The organism is Streptomyces sp. NPDC029159 (assembly GCF_055564055.1).
This window is the reverse complement of sequence record NZ_JBVHWT010000015.1, coordinates 52,835-70,209: the sequence shown is the minus strand read 5'-3', so window position 1 is coordinate 70,209 and position 17,375 is coordinate 52,835. Positions and strand designations below refer to the sequence as shown.

Sequence of the window (17,375 nt, the reverse complement as noted above, 5' to 3'; positions counted from 1 at the left end):
CCGAACACGGGGCCGCCCCTCTCGACGCCCCGGCCCCGCGCCGCGACGACACGCGCGCTCCGCCACCCCAAAACATATGCGCATGACAAGTATTGCAAAGTGCAAGAAAAAGTCTGGCCACCTCTCATCAAATGCCCGGGATGAGGGGAATTCCGGGCGCCCGACGGCGGCATGCTGGGCTGGCAACTGAGAGCGCCTGCCTCCGGTCGGCGTTGCTCTGCCGTCTGCGCGAGAGAGCGGTGAACGTGGTGCGGCGACGAGGAAAGGCCAGGGCCGAGGCGGCACGCGCCGTGTCCGAGGTGGCCGAACAGCTCTTCCGGGCAGGGCAGTTGTTGCGGAAGGCGCCGGCCACCGCGGATCTGCGAGCCGTCCACCGCACGGACCAGACCGTCAACGACAGCCCGTACCGCGACCGCTGGGCCCACGACAGAGTCGTGCGCTCCACACACGGCGTCAACTGCACCGGATCGTGCTCCTGGAAGGTCTACGTCAAGGACGGCCTGATCACCTGGGAGACCCAGCAGACCGACTACCCCTCGGTGGGCCCCGACCGGCCCGAGTACGAACCACGCGGCTGCCCCCGCGGCGCGTCGTTCTCCTGGTACACCTACTCACCGACCCGGGTACGCCACCCCATGGCGCGCGGCGTCCTCGTGGACATGTACCGCGAGGCGAAGCGTCGGCTCGGCGGCGACCCGGTCGCCGCCTGGGCGGAGGTCACCTCGGACCCGGAGCGGCGGCGCCGCTACCAGTCGGCGCGCGGCCGCGGCGGACTCGTCCGGATCGGCTGGGACGAGGCGCTGGAGATCGCGGCCGCGGCCCAGGTCCACACCCTCACGGAGTACGGCCCCGACCGCATCGCCGGGTTCTCGCCCATCCCGGCCATGTCGATGGCCTCCCACGCCGTCGGCGCGCGCTACCACTCCCTCATCGGCGCGCCCATGATCTCGTTCTACGACTGGTACGCCGACCTCCCGATCGCCTCACCGCAGGTCTTCGGCGACCAGACCGACGTACCGGAGTCCGGGGACTGGTGGGACGCCGCCTACCTGCTGCTGTGGGGCTCGAACGTCCCCGTCACCCGGACCCCCGACGCGCACTGGATGACCGAGGCCCGCTACCGGGGCCAGAAGGTCGTCGTGGTCTCGCCCGACTACGCCGACGCCACGAAGTTCGCGGACGAATGGCTGCACCCGCACCCGGGTACCGACGGCGCCCTGGCCATGGCCATGGGCCATGTCGTGCTCACCGAGTTCTTCGTCGAACGGCAGGTCCCCTACTTCACCGACTACGTGAAGCGCTTCACCGACCTGCCCTTCCTCGTCGCCCTGGAGGAGCGCGACGGCGGGCGGTACGTCCCGGGGAAGTTCCTCACCGCCGCCGACCTCGGCCTGGCCCCGCACGCCGACGCCGAGTCCCGGCGCTGGATGCCGGTGCTCGTCGACGCGGACACCGAGGACGTCGTCGTCCCGAAGGGCACGCTGGGAGAACGGTGGGCCAAGGGCGGCGAGGGCCGGTGGAACCTCGACCTCGACGGAATCGATCCGCTGCTCTCCTTCCAAGGGCACCAGGACGGTCCGGCGAGCGGCGCCGAGGTGCTGCTCCCCCGGTTCGACGAGCCGGGCCGCACCGTGGTCCGCGGCGTGCCGGTCCGCGAGATCGGCGGGCGCCCGGTCACCACCGTCTTCGATCTGCTCCTCGCCCGGTACGCGGTCGCCCGCCCGGGCCTCGCGGGGCAGTGGCCCACCGGCTACGACGACGCCACCGGGCCCGGCACCCCGGCCTGGCAGGAGGAGATCACCTCCGTCCCGGCCGCCGCGGCGGTCCGGGTGGCGCGCGAGTTCGCCCGGACCGCGGAGCAGAGCCGCGGCCGCGCGATGATCGTGATGGGGGCCGGCACCAACCACTGGTTCCACTCCGACACCATCTACCGCTCGTTCCTCTCCCTGCTCCTCCTCACCGGCTGCCAGGGCGTCAACGGCGGCGGCTGGGCCCACTACGTCGGCCAGGAGAAGGTGCGGCCCTACACCGGCTGGCAGCAGCTGTCCTCCGCCGCCGACTGGGTCCGCCCCTCCCGGCAGATGGCCGGCACCCCCTACTGGTACCTCCACACCGGACAGTGGCGTCACGAGTCGTACGCCGCCGACACCTTGGCCTCGCCCACCGGTCGCGGCACCTTCGCCGGGCAGCACACCGCCGACCTGGTGGCGCAGTCCGCGCGGCTCGGCTGGATGCCGTCCTACCCCACCTTCTCCGCCAACCCCCTCGACCTCGGCCGCCGGATCCGCGAGAGCGGCCGCGAGGCCCACGACTGGGTCGCCGAACGTCTCGCCTCGGGCGAACTGGACTTCGCCTGCCAGGATCCCGACGCACCACGCAACTGGCCGCGTGTGCTCACCGTGTGGCGCGCCAACCTCATCGGTTCCTCCGCCAAGGGCAACGAGTACTTCCTCCGCCACCTCCTGGGCGCCCGGGACGGCGCCACCGCCGCCGAGGCCCCGCCCGACCGGCGTCCGCACTCCGTCACCTGGCGCGACGACCCACCGCACGGCAAGCTCGATCTGCTGCTCACCCTCGACTTCCGGATGACCTCCACCACCCTCTTCTCCGACCTCGTCCTGCCCGCCGCCACCTGGTACGAGAAGCACGACCTGTCCAGCACGGACATGCACCCCTACGTACACGCCTTCAGCCCCGCGATCGACCCGCCCTGGCAGGCCCGTACCGACTTCGAGATCTTCCACGGCCTCGCCCGCAAGGTCGCCGAACTCGCCCGCGGCCGCCTCGACGTGGCGTACGACCTGGTGGCCACCGCCCTGCACCACGAGACGAAGGGGGAGACGGCGCAGCCCGGCGGCCGTGTCGACGACTGGCGTACCGGGCCGACGCCGCCCGAGCCGGGCCGCAACGCACCCGACGTGACGCTGGTGGAGCGTGACTACACCGCCCTCGCCGACCGGCTGGCCGCCTTCGGGCCGCTCGCCGAGGAGCACGGCATGACGGTCAAGGGCGTGACGGTGGTGCCCGGTCCTGAGGCGGCCTGGCTGGCCGCCCGTTGTGGCACCGCCCGGTCCGGCGCGGCCACGGGCCGGCCGCTGCTCGACACGGACGTCAAGATGTGCGAGGCGATCCTGGCCCTGTCCGGCACCACCAACGGCCGGCTGGCCGCCGAGGGTTTCGGCCGGCTCGCCGACCGCGTCGGCTCCCGTGCCGGCTTCGGGGACCTCGCCGCGTCGGCCGCCGAACGCCGGGTGCTCTTCTCCGACACCCAGGCGCGGCCGGTCCAGGTGGGCGCCAGCTTCGAATGGTCCGGCAAGGAGGCGCCGGAGCGCCGCTACTCGCCCTTCACCGTCAACACCGAGCACCACAAACCGTGGCACACCCTCACCGGCCGCCAGCACTTCTACCTCGACCACGACTGGATGGCCGAACTGGGCGAACAACTCCCCGTCTACCGGCCGCCGCTGAACCTCGCGGAGCTGGGCGAGTCGGGGCCGGGCGCGGGTCCGCAGGACGGCCGCGCGGTGACCGTCCGCTACCTCACCCCGCACTCCAAGTGGTCCATCCACTCCGAGTACCAGGAGAACCTGCTCATGCAGACGCTCTCCCGGGGCGGCCCGGTGATCTGGATGAGCCCGCAGGACGCCGAGGCGATCGGCGCCGACGACAACGACTGGGTGGAGGCGGTCAACGCCAACGGCGTGGTCGTCGCCCGCGCCGTCGTCTCCCACCGCATGCCGGCCGGCACGGTCTTCATGTACCACGTCCAGGAACGCCTGGTGAACGTCCCGCGGTCCGAGGCGACCGGCCGGCGCGGCGGCGTCCACAACTCCCTCACCAAGCTGCTCATCAAGCCGACCCATCTCATCGGCGGCTACGGACAGCTGTCGTTCGCCCCCAACTACTACGGCCCCAACGGCAATCAGCGCGACGCCGTCACGACGATCCGCCGCCGCTCGCAGAACGTGGAGTACTGACATGGCCCGCAATCGCACCGGCCCCGGCCCCCGCCGCCGGGTCATGGCCCAGGTCGCCATGGTCATGAACCTCGACAAGTGCATCGGCTGTCACACCTGTTCCGTCACCTGCAAACAGACCTGGACCAACCGCACCGGCACCGAATACGCCTGGTTCAACAACGTCGAGACCCGCCCCGGCCAGGGCTACCCCCGCGGCTACGAGGACCAGGACACCTGGAAGGGCGGCTGGCAGCTCAAACACGGCCGTCTCGTCCCCCGTGCCGGCGGCCGTGCCCGCCGCCTCGCCCGCCTCTTCGCCAACCCCGAACTCCCCACCCTCGACGACTACTACCAGCCCTGGACCTACGACTACGAGATCCTCACCACCGCGCCCCTCGGCGACGACGTTCCCAGCGCCCCGCCCCGCTCCCTCACCGACGGCACCCCGACCGCCGTCACCGGCGGCCCCAACTGGGACGACGACCTCGGCGGCGGCCCCGACCGGCTCGTGGCCGACCCCGTGCTGCGCGCGATGAGCGAGCGGGTGCGCCTGGAGTACGAGCAGGCGTTCATGTTCCACCTGCCGCGCATCTGCGAACACTGCCTCAACCCGTCCTGCGTCGCGGCCTGCCCCTCGGGCGCGCTGTACAAGCGCGTGGAGGACGGCATCGTCCTCGTCGACCAGGACCGCTGCCGCGGCTGGCGGATGTGCGTGAGCAGCTGCCCGTACAAGAAGGTCTACTTCAACCACGCCACCGGCAAGGCCGAGAAATGCACCTTCTGCTACCCGCGGATCGAGGCCGGCGAGCCGACGGTCTGCTCCGAGACCTGCGTGGGCCGGCTGCGCTACCTCGGCGTCATGCTCTACGACCCGGAGAAGGTCGGCGAGGCCGCGTCCCAGGAGAGCGAACAGGACCTCTACGAGGCGCAGCTCGGCTGCTTCCTCGACCCCGATGATCCCGCGGTCGTCCGCGACGCCGAGGAGTCGGGCATCCCGCACGACTGGATCGAGGCCGCCCGCCGCTCCCCCGTCCGTGCCTTGATCACCCGTTTCCGGGTGGCGCTGCCCCTGCATCCCGAGTACCGCACGATGCCGATGGTCTGGTATGTCCCCCCGCTGTCCCCGGTGGTGGACGCGCTGACCGCGACCGGACACGACGGCGAGGAGCCGGCCGGGCTGTTCGGCGCGATCGACGCGCTGCGCATCCCGGTGGAGTACCTCGCCCACCTGTTCACGGCCGGCGATCCGGAGCCGGTGGAGGCGGCCCTGTGCCGGCTCGCCGCGATGCGTGCCCACATGCGGCGCGTCAACCTCGGCGAGGAGCAGGACCCGGCCATCGCCGCCGCCGTCGGCATGACGGAGGCGGACGTCCTCGATCTCTACCGGCTGCTGGCCGTCGCCAAGTACGACGAGCGCTACGTCATCCCCACCGGTTACCAGGGCACCGTCCCCGACGCCGACGCCGCCGGCGGATGCAGCCTCGACGCCGACGGCGGGCCGGGCATGATGCCGGACGGCTTCGGCCCGGGTGCCTTCCCCGCCCCGCCCACCGGCCGGAGCGGCGGCCTGCGAGGCCGCCTCAACCTCCTGAACTGGAACGGCGTGGGACGCCCCGAGGGCCTCTTCCCGCGCGGAGGGGAACGGCGATGACCGACTCCGCCCTCCTCCAGTCCGTCGCGCTGCTCCTGGGCTACCCGGAGCAGGACTGGCCGCACCGCGTGCGCGCCGTCCGCTCCGCCCTCGCCCGCGTCCCGCTGCCCGAAGCGCCGCTGCTGCTCGGCTTCTGCGCGCGGACGGAAGGAACGCCCCCGCTCACGCTCGCCGCCCGCTACGTCACCACCTTCGACCGCAGCCGGCGCCGCTGCCTGTACCTGACGTACTACACCGACGGCGACACCCGGCGCCGCGGTGCCTCCCTCGCCCGCCTCAAGGCGCTCTACCGCAGCCACGGCTGGCTCCCGCCGGAGGACGAACTCCCCGATTTCCTGCCCCTGATGCTGGAGTTCGCCGCCCGCGTCCCCGATGCGGGTATCCCCCTGCTGACCTCCCACCGCCCCGCCCTCGAAGCCCTCCGGCACGCTCTTGTCGCCCATCGCAGCCCGTACGCGGACCTGCTCCGGGCCGTCTGCACGCGCCTGCCGGGCGATACGGCCGCGAGCCGGGAGGCCGCCGGGCTGCTGACCCGCGACGGACCACCGGCCGAGTCCGTGGGCCTCGACCCCTTCCCCGCACGGCCGGAAGCGAGCGACCGAGGAGCCCGGCAATGACCCACCTCCAGATCGCCCTGTGGGGCGTCCTGCCCTACCTGTCCCTGGCCCTGCTCGCCGGCGGTACGGCCTGGCGCCATCACTACGACCGGTTCGGCTTCACCACCCGCTCCAGCCAGCTGCACGAGAGCCGCCTGCTCCGCATCGGCGGCCCCCTCTTCCACTACGGCCTGCTGTTCGTCGTCGCCGGTCACATCGCCGGGCTGCTCGTCCCTGAGTGGCTGACGGAGCGGCTGCACGTCAGCGAGGCAATGTACCACGCGAACGCCCTGTTCGCCGGGGGCGCCGCCGGGCTCGCCACCGCGGCGGGCCTCGGCGTGCTCCTGTACCGCCGGCTGCGGGTGCCCGCCGTCCGGGCCGCGACGTCCCGCAGCGACCGCGTCGTGTACCCGCTGCTGGCGACGGTGCTGCTCGCGGGGCTGACCGCCACCGCCACCGGGGCGTCCGCCCACTCCTACGACTACCGCGTCGGCGTCTCGGTCTGGTTCCGCAGCCTCTTCGCCCTCGACCCGGACGTGGCCGCCATGGCCCACGCCCCGGTCGTCTACCGGGTCCATGCCCTGCTGGCCATGGCGCTGTTCGCGCTCTGGCCGTTCAGCCGCCTGGTGCACGCCTTCACCGCGCCGCTCGGCTATCTCGTCCGCCCCTACCTCGTCTACCGCTCCCGCACCCCGGCCGTCCCGTACCGTCACCCTGCCGTCGGTGTCCGCCGTAAGAGCCCCGGCCGGCGGCGCCGTTGACGCCGGGCCCGCCGCCCGGCCGCGACGGAACGGTGACGTTCGCACGGTAACGTTGCCGACCGCGACGGAACGGCGACGTGGACGGGGGCCGAGCGATGGGCAGGGAGACCGGTCGGCGCACGCCGTCCGCGTCCGGACACGGCGAGGCCCGCGACCACGCGGCGCTCGCCAGGGAGACGGACGAGGTCACCGAGGCGGTCATGGCCGCCTCCCGTCTGCTGGTCGCGGTCTCGGCCCGCGCCCTCGCCCGGGTCAGCAGCACCCTCACCCTCCCGCAGCTGCGGACCCTCGTCGTCCTCGACGAGCGCGGGCCGGTCAAACTCGCCGCGCTGGCCGCCACGTTGGACGTGAACGCCTCCACGGCGCTGCGGATGATCGACCGGCTGGTCTCCGGCGGTTTCGTCGACCGCAGGACCAACCCGGACAGCCGCCGCGAGGTCTCCCTACGCCTCACCGATGCCGGCACCGAACTGGTCGGCGCGGTCCTCGCCTACCGGCACCGCGAGATCGCCGCGCTGGTGGGCACCCTCCCCACCGACACCCGCGCCGGCCTGGTCCGCGGCCTGCGCGCCCTCACCGAAGCTGCCTCCGGGCCGACGGACGAGACCTGAGACCGGCCCGGACCCCTCACCTCCGCTCCAGTGCCCCCGATCTCCCGCGAAAGGAAGCCCGTGCCGAGTGCCGTCACGTTGATTCGCTCCGCGTCCTTGTCCGATGTCGCAGAGTACGCCTACGCGGCCACGGCTCCGGCCGAGTCGCGGCTGATCTTCCTCGCCGGAGCGTGCCCGCTGAACGAGGACGGCTCCACTGCGGCGCTCGGAGACGTCGCAGGGCAGGCGGCCAAGGCCGTGGAGAACATGCGGACCGCTCTGGCGGACTCCGGCGCGTCACTGCGCGATGTCATCAGCACGCGCGTTCTCGTCGCCTCCCACCGGCGGGAGGACCTGGTGACGGCGTGGGAGGTGGTCCGGGACGCGTTCGGCGACCATGACGTGCCCAGCACGTTGATGGGTGTCACCGTGCTCGGCTACGACGGCCAGCTCGTGGAGATCGAAGCCGTCGCCGCGGTGCTCGATTCCTGAGCCGAAGGAACTTCCCTGCCACGGCGACCGACCGCGCCGGCCTCGGCAGTTCAGCCGGTGAAGAGCTTCGTCGCCTTGCTGACCAGTTCGTACAGCCCGTAGGCGAGCGGCAGGCCCACCCAGAGCCAGACGGCGACGGTGAGGGCGCGGCGAGGGACGGCAGCGGATGTGTTCTCGGGGTCAGGCTGTGCGCTGGGGGCCGGGTTCGTCATCGGTCGTCTCCTCCGGTGTGGGCTGGTGTCCGATCCGAGGCGCGGGCTCGTGGTGGCGCGGGTGGACGGGGCGGACCAGTTCGTTCGCCGCGAAGCCCACCGCGAGCAGGCCGATCATGATGTCGAGCGAAAGGCCGTAGAGGCCGGCTCCCGAGTGGCCCGCGTCCTTCTGGGAGTCGGCGACCCGGTTGACGATCAGCGGGCCGAGGACGCCGGCGGTGGACCAGGCCGTCAGCAGCCGTCCGTGGATGGCGCCTACCTGGTACGTGCCGAACAGGTCCTTCAGATATGCGGGGATCGTCGCGAAGCCGCCCCCGTAGAAGGAGAGGATCACCAGCGCGCAGCAGACGAACAGCGGCTTCGAGGTGTCTCCGGCCTGCCGGATCACCAGGTACATCAGCGCGCCGACGCCCAGGTAGACGCGGTAGACGTTCTTGCGGCCGATCACGTCCGAGGCGGATGACCACAGCAGCCGGCCCGCCATGTTCGCGAGGGAGAGCAGTGCGACGAAGCCCGCGGCGGCGGAGGCGCCGACCGCGGCCGAGGTGCCCGCGAAGAAGTCCGTGATCATGGGGGCGGCCTTCTCCAGGATGCCGATCCCGGCCGTCACATTCATGCACAGCACCACCCACAGACACCAGAACTGCGGCGTCCGTACAGCGTTCCGGGCCGACACCTGCGCCGTGGTGACCAACGGCGCCCGCTCCGCCCTCGCCGGCTCCCATCCGGCGGGCCGCCAGCCCTCCGGCGGCACCCGGACGAGCAGCACGCCGAGAGCCATGAACCCGGCATACGTCACCCCGTGCACGAGAAAGGCCGCCGCGATACCCGAGCTGCGGTCCCCGAAGGACTCCAGCATCTGCGCCGACCAGGGCGAGGCGATCAGCGCGCCGCCGCCGAAGCCCATGATGGCGATGCCGGTGGCCATTCCGGGGCGGTCGGGGAACCACTTGATCAGTGTGGAGACCGGGGAGATGTAGCCGATGCCGAGCCCGATACCGCCGACGAAGCCGTAGCCGAACACGACCAGCCAGAACTGTTCGGTGTACGCGCCCAGCGCGGCGAGCAGGAACCCCGAGGAGAAGCAGACCAGCGACACGGCCATCGCCCAGCGCGGGCCCCGCCGTTCGACGAGCGTCCCGCCGAACGCCGCCGACAGCCCGAGCATCACGATCCCGAGCTGGAACGGCAGCGCGCTCGCCGTCCCCGACAGCCCGAGCGAGGATTCGAGCGGCGGCTTGAAGACGCTCCATGCGTATGCCTGCCCGATCGACAGATGGACCGAGAGCGCGGCGGGCGGCACCAGCCACCGGCTCCAGCCTGGAGGAGCGAGGGTGCGGGAACGCGCGAAGAATCCGGGCGACGTCATGACCGGCACCCTACGAAGGTCACCCGCCGTTGAACAGGGTTGTCCTGCCACCCGAGTTCCGTGACGGGGCCTACGGACGTACGGGCTCGGCGGGCGTGTCCCCCGGCCCCGTCGCCCCCGCCCCGGTCGGCTCCGTCCGTTCCACCGGCGGGGCCGGCTTGCTCCGGGCGATGCCGATTCCGGTGTAGCCGCAGATCACCGCGAACACGGCGCCCAGGTAGCAGAGGAAGGCGTACGGCGCGTACGAGAGAGTGGCGACGCCCAGCGCGGTCGACATGTACATACCGGCCTCGCTCCAGGGGATCAGCGGCACCATCACGGTGCCGGAGTCCTCCAGGGTGCGGGAGAGGTTCTTGGGTTCGAGGCCGTGGTCGGCGTAGACCTTCTTGAACGCCTCGCCGGGGACGAGGATGGTCAGATACGAGGTGCCGGTGGCCAGCGCCACCCCGACCGACGATCCCACCGTCGCCAGCACGATGCCGCCGGTGCGCCGTACGCGCCGGAGCAGGCGGGCCATCAGGACGTCCATACAGCCGGCCTCGGTGATGATGCCCGCGAAGGCGAAGCCCGCGAGGCCGATCAGCACGACGTTCGTCATGGAGGCGAGCCCGCCGCGGTTGAGGAGGGTCTGGGCCGCGGCCGGTACCGAGTGCGGGGCCCCGGCGTGGCCGGTGAGCAGATCGACGCTGAAGCCCTGGGACGCGGCCGTACTCAGGTCGCTCAGGGAGAAGCCCTGCAGCACGCCGCCGAGCACCGCCGCGATCAGGGAGGACAGGATGATCGTCGGCAGCGGCGGCTTGCGCAGCACCGCGCCGGCCAGGACCACGAGCGGCGGCAGGAGCAGCAGCGGGCTGTACGTGAACGACGAGCCCAGGAAGTCGAGAAGTTCCTGCGTCTGGTGGCCCGGTTCCCGCACCGCGCCGGTGCTCTGCGTCAGGCCGAGGAAGAAGTAGAGGACCAGCGAGACGAGCGCGGCCGGGACCGTCGTGTAGAGGAGGTGGCGGATATGCGCGAAGAGGTGGGTGCCCGCGACGACCGGAGCGAGGTTCGTGGTGTCCGACAGGGGGGACATCTTGTCGCCGAAGTACGCGCCCGCCACGATCGCGCCCGCCGTCATGGGGAGCGAGGCGCCCAGCCCGCCCGCCACGCTGATGAGGGCGACGCCGACCGTACCGACCGAGCCCCACGACGTTCCGGTGAGGGTGGAGACGACGGCGGTGATCAGGAAGGACACCGGAATGATCCAGTGCGGGTCGATCGCCCGGAGCCCGAGGTCCACCATCATCGGGATGGTTCCGCCGACCATCCAGGTGCCGGTGAGCATCCCGATGGATATCAGGATGAGGAGCGCCGGCATCGTCGAATCGATTTTGCGGCAGATGGCGGCCATCATCTGCTCCCAGCCCAGGCCGAGCCGCAGGGCGAAGGCCCCGGCGAAGGTGCCGGCGACGATGAGCAGGATCACGGGGGCGATGTCCAGCCAGACCGTTCCGGTGACCAGGAGAACGATCATCACGACGACGGGGGTGAGGGCCTGGAGGAAGGTCGGCGTGCGCCGGGACGCCTCGGCCGGAGCGGTTTCTGGCATGAGTCGCTCTTTTCAGGGTGGTTGAGGGCAGGGTGCAGTCGGCCGCCGGGCGGTCCGGCGCGCCGAAGGCCCCTGCGGTTCCTACTGCTGTGGCTTCCGTGGTTCTTGTGACGGAGGTGAGGTGCCGCTACGGCGTGGACGCCGGGTGGTGTACGAGGTGGGCGACCCGCTCCGCGGGAAGTGCGGGGGCGTGGTGGCCTCGTACGCCGGTCACGGGGCGGGCCGCGAACAGTGAGCCGAGGACGGCCTCTTCGGTGGCTTCGGCGACGGCCCGGAAGAACATGTCGATCAGGGGCCCGTCCTCGGCGAGGGCCGAGGCGGTGCGTACGGGGCCGGACGGCCGGTGCGGGACGCGGTGCGTCGTCGACCAGGCCAGGGCGTACTCGCCGCTGCCGTGCTGGACGATGCCGCCGGTACGGGCCAGACCGACCGTCGCGCGCTTGGCGATGCGGCGCAGCTGACGGGCGTCGGCCGGGGCGTCCGTGGCGATGAGGACGACGCAGGAGCCGGCGCCGCGCGCGAACTCGGCCTGCTCCCCCGCCTGGTGCGGAGTGAGGGTGCGGCCCACCGGGACGCCGAGCACGGTCAGGTCGTCGGCCGGCCCGAAGTTGGCCAGGACCAGGGCGCCTACGGTGAAACCGGTGCCGCCGCCGGCATCGACGAGGCGGGAGCTGGAGCCGATGCCTGCCTTCCAGCCGAAGGACACCATGCCGGTGCCCGCCCCCACCGCCCCTTCCGGCACCGGGGCGTCCGACGCCGCCTTCAGCGCGTCGAGCACATGGTCCGGGCGCACGTGCAGGCCCCGGATGTCGTTGAGCCAGCCGTCGTTGCATTCGAAGACCACCGGGTTGACGGTGCCGGTGGTGGCGCCGATCTCCGGGTGCCCGTCCAGCGCGTGCCGGACCAGGCCCTCGAAGGCGGAACCGACGGAGAGCGTGTTCGTCAGGGCCAACGGCGTTTCCAGTACGCCCAGTTCGGCGACCTGGCTCAGGCCCGCCGCCTTCCCGAATCCGTTGACAACCTCCAGGCCCGCGACCGGCTTGTCACGGAAGAGCGAGCCGGGCGCGGGGACGACGACGGTCGCTCCGGTACGTACCGGGAGTTCCGCGTCATGCCGATGGTGGTCCAGGGTGACGTGGCCGACGCGGACGCCGGGCACGTCGGTGAGGGAGTTCGAGGGGCCGGGAGGCAGGATGCCCGGGGCGATGCCCAGGTCACGGGGGCGGTGGGCGGGCGTCACGGTGCGGTACGTCCCGTGCGCTGCGTACGCCGCGTACGTCCCGTACTCCGTGCCCCCGGAGCCTCCTCGCCACGGACTTCGTCATCGGCCTCGTCGCGGGCTTCGGACTGCATGGTCTGGAGCAGTTCGGTTTCCACGAGCGCGAGATGGGCCTCCATCAGGCTCGCCGCGAGATCGGCGTCGCCCTCCGCGACCGCCTCCGCCATCGCTTCGTGATCGGCCAGCGACGTCTCCGTGTGAGAGGTCCGCGAGGTGAGGCCGCTGCGCAACACGATGACCTGCTGTTGCACCAGCCACACCTGCTCGGCGATGCGCGGGCTGTGCGCCGCTTCCATCAGCGAGCGGTGGAAGTCCAGGTCCAGGTCGTACGGCAGCTTGCGCCCCGCCTCGCGGGCCTTGCGGGAGCGCTCGCACACCTTGCGCAGGCGGGTCACTTCCCGGGGCAGGCGGCGGTGCGCAGCCATGCGCGCCGCCGCGCATTCGAGGGCCGAGCGCAGTTCGAAGAGTGCCGCCACGTCGTCCGGGCGGGCGGCGAAGACGGCGGCGCCCTTGTTGGGCACGTGGACGAGAAGGCCCTCGCTCACCAGCTGCCCGATGGCTTCCCGCAACGGGCCGCGGCTGATGCCCAGGTCGCGGGCGATCTCCACCTCGTTGAGGCGGGAGCCGGGCGGCAGGGCGCCGGTGAGGATCTGCTCGCGCAGCATCTCCACGACTTGTCCCGCCAAGCCGCGGTGGACCAGTCCGGTCATGGAAATCTCCCAGGGGGCGAGGGGCTGGCGTGGGTCTCGCAGACAGCGCTCACCCGGGCCATGAACTGTCGACAGTCACCACGACAGGTGGTGACAGACGACAGTGGACAGGCGGCATGGCCTCGATGTCAACGGTTCTCCGCGACCGTCTCTCATCGTGGGCGGAACGTCGACACCTGCGGCGAAAGCTGATAACTGTCGACACTTGGCAGGGTGTAACGCCCTAGGCACGGCCCGTCCGCGCAATCGACCGGAGGAACGAACATGACCCCCGCAGTCCCCCAGGAAGCCCCCGACGAGTCCACGGCTCCCGCACAGTCGCCGCAAGGCGCCTACCCCGTGCTGGCGGAGGTCTGGCGCGGCGACTTCCTGGAGTCCGTGCACCACGGATCGGTCGTGTGTCTCGACGCCGACGGCAGCGCCGTGCTGACCGCGGGCCCCGTCGACGCCCCCATGTATCCGCGCTCATCCAACAAGCCGCTCCAGAGCGTCGGCATGCTCCGCGCGGGCCTCGACCTCGACGGCGAACTCCTCGCGCTCGCCTGCGCGAGCCACTCCGGCGAGTCCTTCCACCTCGACGGCGTGCGCCGCATACTCGCGGGCGCGGGCCTGACCGAGGAGGCGCTGCAGTGCACCGCCGCGCTGCCCATCGGCGCCGCATCCCAGCCCGCGCACCTGGCCGCCGGCCTCGGGCCGAGCCGCATCACCATGAACTGCTCGGGCAAGCACGCCGCGATGCTGGCCACCTGCGTGGCCGCCGGGTGGCCGGTACAGAACTACCTCGACCCCGACCACCCCCTCCAACTCGCCCTGCGTGCGGCGCTGGAGGACCTCGCCGGGGAGAAGTCCACCTCGGTCGGCGTCGACGGCTGCGGCGCGCCCCTCTTCGCCCTCACCCTCCGCGGTCTCGCCCGCGCCTTCGCCACGATCGCGACTGCCCCGGCAGGCAGCCACGAGGAGCGCGTGGCCTCCGCGATGAACGCCCACCCCGAGTACGTCGGTGGCACGGGCCGCGACGTCACCACCCTCATGCAGGCCATCCCCGGCGCCGTCGCCAAGGACGGCGCCGAAGGGGTCTACGCACTCGCCCTCCCCGACGGCTCCGCCGTCGCCCTCAAAATCGCCGACGGCTCCCAGCGCCCCCGCCCGGTCGTGATGACCGCGGCCCTGCGCCACATCGGCATCGCCCCCGAAACCGACCCCCGCCTGTCCGCCCTCGCCACGGCCCCGGTCCTGGGCCACGGCGAACCCGTAGGCTCCGTCCGCCCCTCAACTACCCTCACCCACCCCACACCTGCCACCTGACCGACCGGGCCTCTGCCCTGCCGGAGCCACGCGGGTGCCGGTGGTTCCCGTCCCCTGACCACACCCGCAGCCGGCGGCCCGGGCCGGGACCTGACTCCATGCGGCACTGCGCGGCACGGGCCGGCTCGACGGCCCCGCTCGGCGGTGGCCCGCGTCGGTCCCCCGTACCGACGCGGGCCACCGTCGTCCTGCGATGTCCTGCTGCTACAGACTGAACGTCAGTTTGCAGCAGCCCAGGTGTCACGCCAGGACGGCAGGAGCTCGTCGAGGAGGGCCTCGGTGCGCCCACCCCGCCCCCGCCGTCAGAGGCCGCCCCCGCTCACCGGGTGGCGTCGAGCAGCAGGTCCGCCGCCAGCGCCGCGCCGTCGGTACGGATCCCGGCGCTCAGGGCCTTGGCCCGTGCCCGGGTCTCGGGAGCCAGGGCCGCCTTGAACGCGGCGCTCAGGGACTCGGCGTCCGGGGCCGGGCCGTCGAGTGCCGTGCCGATGCCCAGGTCCGCCACCCGGCCCGCCCAGTACGGGTTGTCCGATATCGGGGCGGGTGCCACCACCTGCGGCACGCCCGCCCGGGCGGCTGTCGCCGTCGTACCCGCGCCGCCGTGGTGCACCACGGCGGCCACCTGTCGGAACAGGCGCTGGTGGTTGACCTCGCCGAGGGCGAAGCAGTCGTCCCGGTCGTCGATCAGGCCCAGGTCGGCCCAGCCGCGGGAGACGAGTACGCGGTGCCCCTGGGCGCGGAGCGCCTCGATGGTTCCGCGGGCGAGGTCCTGCGACGCGTGCGCGCTGCCGAAGCCCACATAGACCGGTGGCGTGCCCGCTTCCAGGCACGCCACCAGGTCGGCCGGGAGCGGCCGTTCGTCTGGCAGGCTCCAGGTGCCCGTCTGGATCACGTCGAGGCCCGGAGTCTGCGGCCACGGTCCCAGGGCCGGGTCCGCCGCCAGCCACGGCCGGTCGGTGATGACGTGGTCGCGGACGTTGTCCACCGGAGGCAGACCGAGCGAGGCCCGGTGGCGGTTGAGCGCCTCGGCGAACTGCGTGTTCACGTGGTGGGCGTCCCGTTCCCACCGCGCCCGGTTGTCGTCGACCTCCGGCTCCGGCCAGCCCGGCCGCGGCGGCGGCGCATGGTGCGGCGACGGCAACTGGACCGCCGCATAGCTCGCGTAGACGTAGCGGATGCCCGCCGACTCGGCCACGGACCGCGCGGCGATCTGCGCCAGACCGGCCGCGACCAGCACGTCACACCCCTCGGCCGCCACGGGGAAGAGGTCGAACTGCGCCTCCACCAACGCGTCCCGGGCCCGGGACAGGTCCGCCGCCGACGGCAGGGCCGCCCCGCGCGTCAGCGACCGCACCGACGGCCCGACCGGCGTCAGGCGTACGCCAATACCCGCCAGCCGCTCCGCGAACTCCTCGTCCGGCGGGGCGCACATCCGCACCTCCGCGCCGCGCTCCCGCAGTCGCACCGCGAGTGCCACCAGCGGTTCGACATCGCCACGTGTCCCGTATGTCGACAACAGCACCCGCATCCGCGTCCTCTTTCGTTCCGTCGTCCCCCGGCCTCGGCCCGGCTCGGCCTACGAACGGCCCGTTGACGACGGTGAGCCGGCCGTGGCTGATGTGCGGCCAGCAGCTTACTTCGCGAGTGCGGAACGCAGCGCCGGGCCCGTAGGCCGTCGGGCCGGTGACCGCGTACGCCCTGATTTCCGCCCCGGCGCTCGCGCGTGGAGCGGTGCGCCCCGGGCGGGACGGACACCCCGGATCCCGTTCGACCGGCGGTGCGGAGATCGGCTTCCGCCTCCGGGGGCCGGCGGCGGATTTCCGCCGGTCCGTTCGCGGGCGAGGGTACCGATCTGCGTTCCGCTCTCGCCTGGAGGCGTCCCCGGTGCATACGGTGGGCGCCCGGCGTGCGTGACGAGCGGCGGTGCGGCCGCCCGCAGCCGACGCGGCGCGCGGGGTGTCCGAACGTCAGCCCAACCTGAGAGTCACGTGATGCCCAGACCGTCCGCGCCTGTCCCCGATGTTTCGGTCATCCTGCCCTGCGCCGGATTCGCGACGCGCTTCAGCGCCCCCTACTCGAAGGAACTGCACTCCCTCGCCCCCGGGGTGACCGTGCTCGACCGCAGTCTGGAGGCCGTCGTCGAACTCGCCAAGAGCGGGCTCCATGTGCGCCTGGTCGTGGTGTTCCGGACGCACAAGCTGGACACGGTGAGCTATCTCGCGCGCTACGCCGACATCTTCCAGATGGTCTTCGTCCTCCAGGACGACGCATCGGGTCTCGACGGCGCGATCCGGACCGCCCTGCCGATGACGCGGGGCCCGGTGGCCCTCGTCCTCCCCGACATCGTCCTGACCGGCGCGGACAGCACCGGCAGTCTTCTCGCCGCGCTGCGGCGAATAGGGACGACCGGCTGGAGCGTGGTCGCCGCCGAGGAGCGCGATGCCCACGTGCTGCGGCAGGTGGGCGCGCTCGCCGTGGCCGGGGAGGACGGCGCCGCGACCGTCAGCGCGGCGGTCGAGAAGCCGTCGGACCCGTCGGGCTTCAACGCGTTCTGGGGCATGGTGGTGGCCGGTGAGGACGAGGCGCACCGGTTGCCCGACGTGGTGCGCCGGGAGGCGGACAGCCCCTTGGCGGGGGCGGCCGCCCTCATGGTGGACGGGATCGTCAACTACAACACGGCCGTCGGCTGACCGCCGGGTGACGTCGACCGGCGCCCTCACCGTCCCGTCCGCACACGAAAAGGCGCCGGTCAGCTCGGACAGCGTGTCCCCGCGTGCGGTCAGGGAGCCGAAGAAGTCGTCTCAAGATCCGGGCGTAGCGGAGCCTGGCCCCTCCCCCGGCCTGTCCGGCGGAAGGAATGTGGGCA

The 17,375-nt window shown here is 72.3% G+C and carries 14 protein-coding genes; 8 read left to right on the top strand and 6 right to left on the bottom strand.

The annotated features are described in order from the left end of the window. The first annotated feature begins 299 nt into the window (after positions 1-299). From ACZ4U4_RS25310 to ACZ4U4_RS25285, 6 genes are all read left to right on the top strand, one after another. Complete coding sequence (locus ACZ4U4_RS25310; protein ID WP_467878772.1) at positions 300-3,977, top strand: nitrate reductase subunit alpha; 3,678 nt, start codon at positions 300-302, stop codon at positions 3,975-3,977. 1 nt (position 3,978) lies between these two features. Next, positions 3,979-5,610 (top strand): nitrate reductase subunit beta, encoded by a 1,632-nt coding sequence (gene narH, locus ACZ4U4_RS25305; RefSeq protein ID WP_467878491.1) that lies wholly within the window; start codon positions 3,979-3,981, stop codon positions 5,608-5,610. Then, entirely contained in the window at positions 5,607-6,227 is a 621-nt protein-coding gene (gene narJ / locus ACZ4U4_RS25300) for a nitrate reductase molybdenum cofactor assembly chaperone (protein ID WP_467878489.1), read from the top strand. Before narH ends, narJ begins: the two co-directional genes overlap by 4 nt. Then, positions 6,224-6,967: a respiratory nitrate reductase subunit gamma gene (gene narI, locus ACZ4U4_RS25295; RefSeq protein ID WP_467878487.1), complete on the top strand. Its 744-nt coding sequence runs from the start codon at positions 6,224-6,226 to the stop codon at positions 6,965-6,967. The genes narJ and narI overlap by 4 nt, the downstream gene beginning before the upstream one ends. A gap of 95 nt (positions 6,968-7,062) precedes the next feature. Further along, positions 7,063-7,578, top strand: a complete 516-nt coding sequence (locus ACZ4U4_RS25290; RefSeq protein ID WP_467878485.1) for a MarR family winged helix-turn-helix transcriptional regulator — start codon at positions 7,063-7,065, stop codon at positions 7,576-7,578. 60 nt (positions 7,579-7,638) lie between these two features. Next, positions 7,639-8,049 carry a RidA family protein gene (locus ACZ4U4_RS25285; RefSeq protein WP_467878483.1) on the top strand — a complete coding sequence of 137 codons (411 nt, stop codon included), beginning with the start codon at positions 7,639-7,641 and terminating at the stop codon, positions 8,047-8,049. A gap of 50 nt (positions 8,050-8,099) precedes the next feature. On the opposite strand, the gene ACZ4U4_RS25280 is transcribed toward ACZ4U4_RS25285, so the two are convergent. From ACZ4U4_RS25280 to ACZ4U4_RS25260, 5 genes are all read right to left on the bottom strand, one after another. Beyond that, positions 8,100-8,261 carry an MFS transporter small subunit gene (locus tag ACZ4U4_RS25280; protein WP_467878479.1) on the bottom strand — a complete coding sequence of 54 codons (162 nt, stop codon included), beginning with the start codon at positions 8,259-8,261 and terminating at the stop codon, positions 8,100-8,102. Further along, entirely contained in the window at positions 8,230-9,630 is a 1,401-nt protein-coding gene (locus ACZ4U4_RS25275; RefSeq protein WP_467878477.1) for an L-lactate MFS transporter, read from the bottom strand. The genes ACZ4U4_RS25280 and ACZ4U4_RS25275 overlap by 32 nt, the downstream gene beginning before the upstream one ends. Before the next feature lie 70 nt (positions 9,631-9,700). Further along, positions 9,701-11,218 carry a Na+/H+ antiporter NhaC gene (nhaC, locus tag ACZ4U4_RS25270; protein ID WP_467878474.1) on the bottom strand — a complete coding sequence of 506 codons (1,518 nt, stop codon included), beginning with the start codon at positions 11,216-11,218 and terminating at the stop codon, positions 9,701-9,703. A 127-nt stretch (positions 11,219-11,345) separates the two neighbouring features. Further along, positions 11,346-12,458: a DmpA family aminopeptidase gene (locus tag ACZ4U4_RS25265; RefSeq protein ID WP_467878472.1), complete on the bottom strand. Its 1,113-nt coding sequence runs from the start codon at positions 12,456-12,458 to the stop codon at positions 11,346-11,348. Next, the gene (locus ACZ4U4_RS25260) at positions 12,455-13,207 is read right to left on the bottom strand and encodes a GntR family transcriptional regulator (protein ID WP_467878469.1); all 753 of its coding nucleotides are present in this window, start codon (positions 13,205-13,207) and stop codon (positions 12,455-12,457) included. Before ACZ4U4_RS25260 ends, ACZ4U4_RS25265 begins: the two co-directional genes overlap by 4 nt. Before the next feature lie 264 nt (positions 13,208-13,471). Here ACZ4U4_RS25260 and ACZ4U4_RS25255 point away from each other — a divergent pair, with 264 nt between their 5' ends. Further along, a complete protein-coding gene (locus ACZ4U4_RS25255) occupies positions 13,472-14,512 on the top strand; it encodes an asparaginase (protein WP_467878466.1) in 1,041 nt (346 codons plus the stop codon). 319 nt (positions 14,513-14,831) lie between these two features. Here ACZ4U4_RS25255 and ACZ4U4_RS25250 read toward each other — a convergent pair whose 3' ends face one another. Further along, a complete protein-coding gene (locus tag ACZ4U4_RS25250; protein ID WP_467878464.1) occupies positions 14,832-16,037 on the bottom strand; it encodes a glycosyltransferase in 1,206 nt (401 codons plus the stop codon). A gap of 463 nt (positions 16,038-16,500) precedes the next feature. Between ACZ4U4_RS25250 and ACZ4U4_RS25245 the strand changes: the two genes are divergently transcribed. Beyond that, entirely contained in the window at positions 16,501-17,199 is a 699-nt protein-coding gene (locus tag ACZ4U4_RS25245) for a glycosyltransferase family protein (RefSeq protein ID WP_467878461.1), read from the top strand. The last annotated feature ends 176 nt before the right edge of the window (positions 17,200-17,375 follow it).

Excerpts from the sequence above, each read along its gene's own strand:
- ACZ4U4_RS25250 (WP_467878464.1), bottom strand. The coding sequence starts at position 16,037 with ATGCGGGTGCTGTTGTCGACATACGGGACACGTGGCGATGTCGAACCG.
- ACZ4U4_RS25255 (WP_467878466.1), top strand. The coding sequence starts at position 13,472 with ATGACCCCCGCAGTCCCCCAGGAAGCCCCCGACGAGTCCACGGCTCCC.
- ACZ4U4_RS25260 (WP_467878469.1), bottom strand. The coding sequence starts at position 13,207 with ATGACCGGACTGGTCCACCGCGGCTTGGCGGGACAAGTCGTGGAGATG.
- ACZ4U4_RS25245 (WP_467878461.1), top strand. The coding sequence starts at position 16,501 with ATGCCCAGACCGTCCGCGCCTGTCCCCGATGTTTCGGTCATCCTGCCC.
- nhaC (WP_467878474.1), bottom strand. The coding sequence starts at position 11,218 with ATGCCAGAAACCGCTCCGGCCGAGGCGTCCCGGCGCACGCCGACCTTC.
- ACZ4U4_RS25280 (WP_467878479.1), bottom strand. The coding sequence starts at position 8,261 with ATGACGAACCCGGCCCCCAGCGCACAGCCTGACCCCGAGAACACATCC.
- narJ (WP_467878489.1), top strand. The coding sequence starts at position 5,607 with ATGACCGACTCCGCCCTCCTCCAGTCCGTCGCGCTGCTCCTGGGCTAC.
- narH (WP_467878491.1), top strand. The coding sequence starts at position 3,979 with ATGGCCCGCAATCGCACCGGCCCCGGCCCCCGCCGCCGGGTCATGGCC.
- ACZ4U4_RS25275 (WP_467878477.1), bottom strand. The coding sequence starts at position 9,630 with ATGACGTCGCCCGGATTCTTCGCGCGTTCCCGCACCCTCGCTCCTCCA.
- narI (WP_467878487.1), top strand. The coding sequence starts at position 6,224 with ATGACCCACCTCCAGATCGCCCTGTGGGGCGTCCTGCCCTACCTGTCC.
- ACZ4U4_RS25290 (WP_467878485.1), top strand. The coding sequence starts at position 7,063 with ATGGGCAGGGAGACCGGTCGGCGCACGCCGTCCGCGTCCGGACACGGC.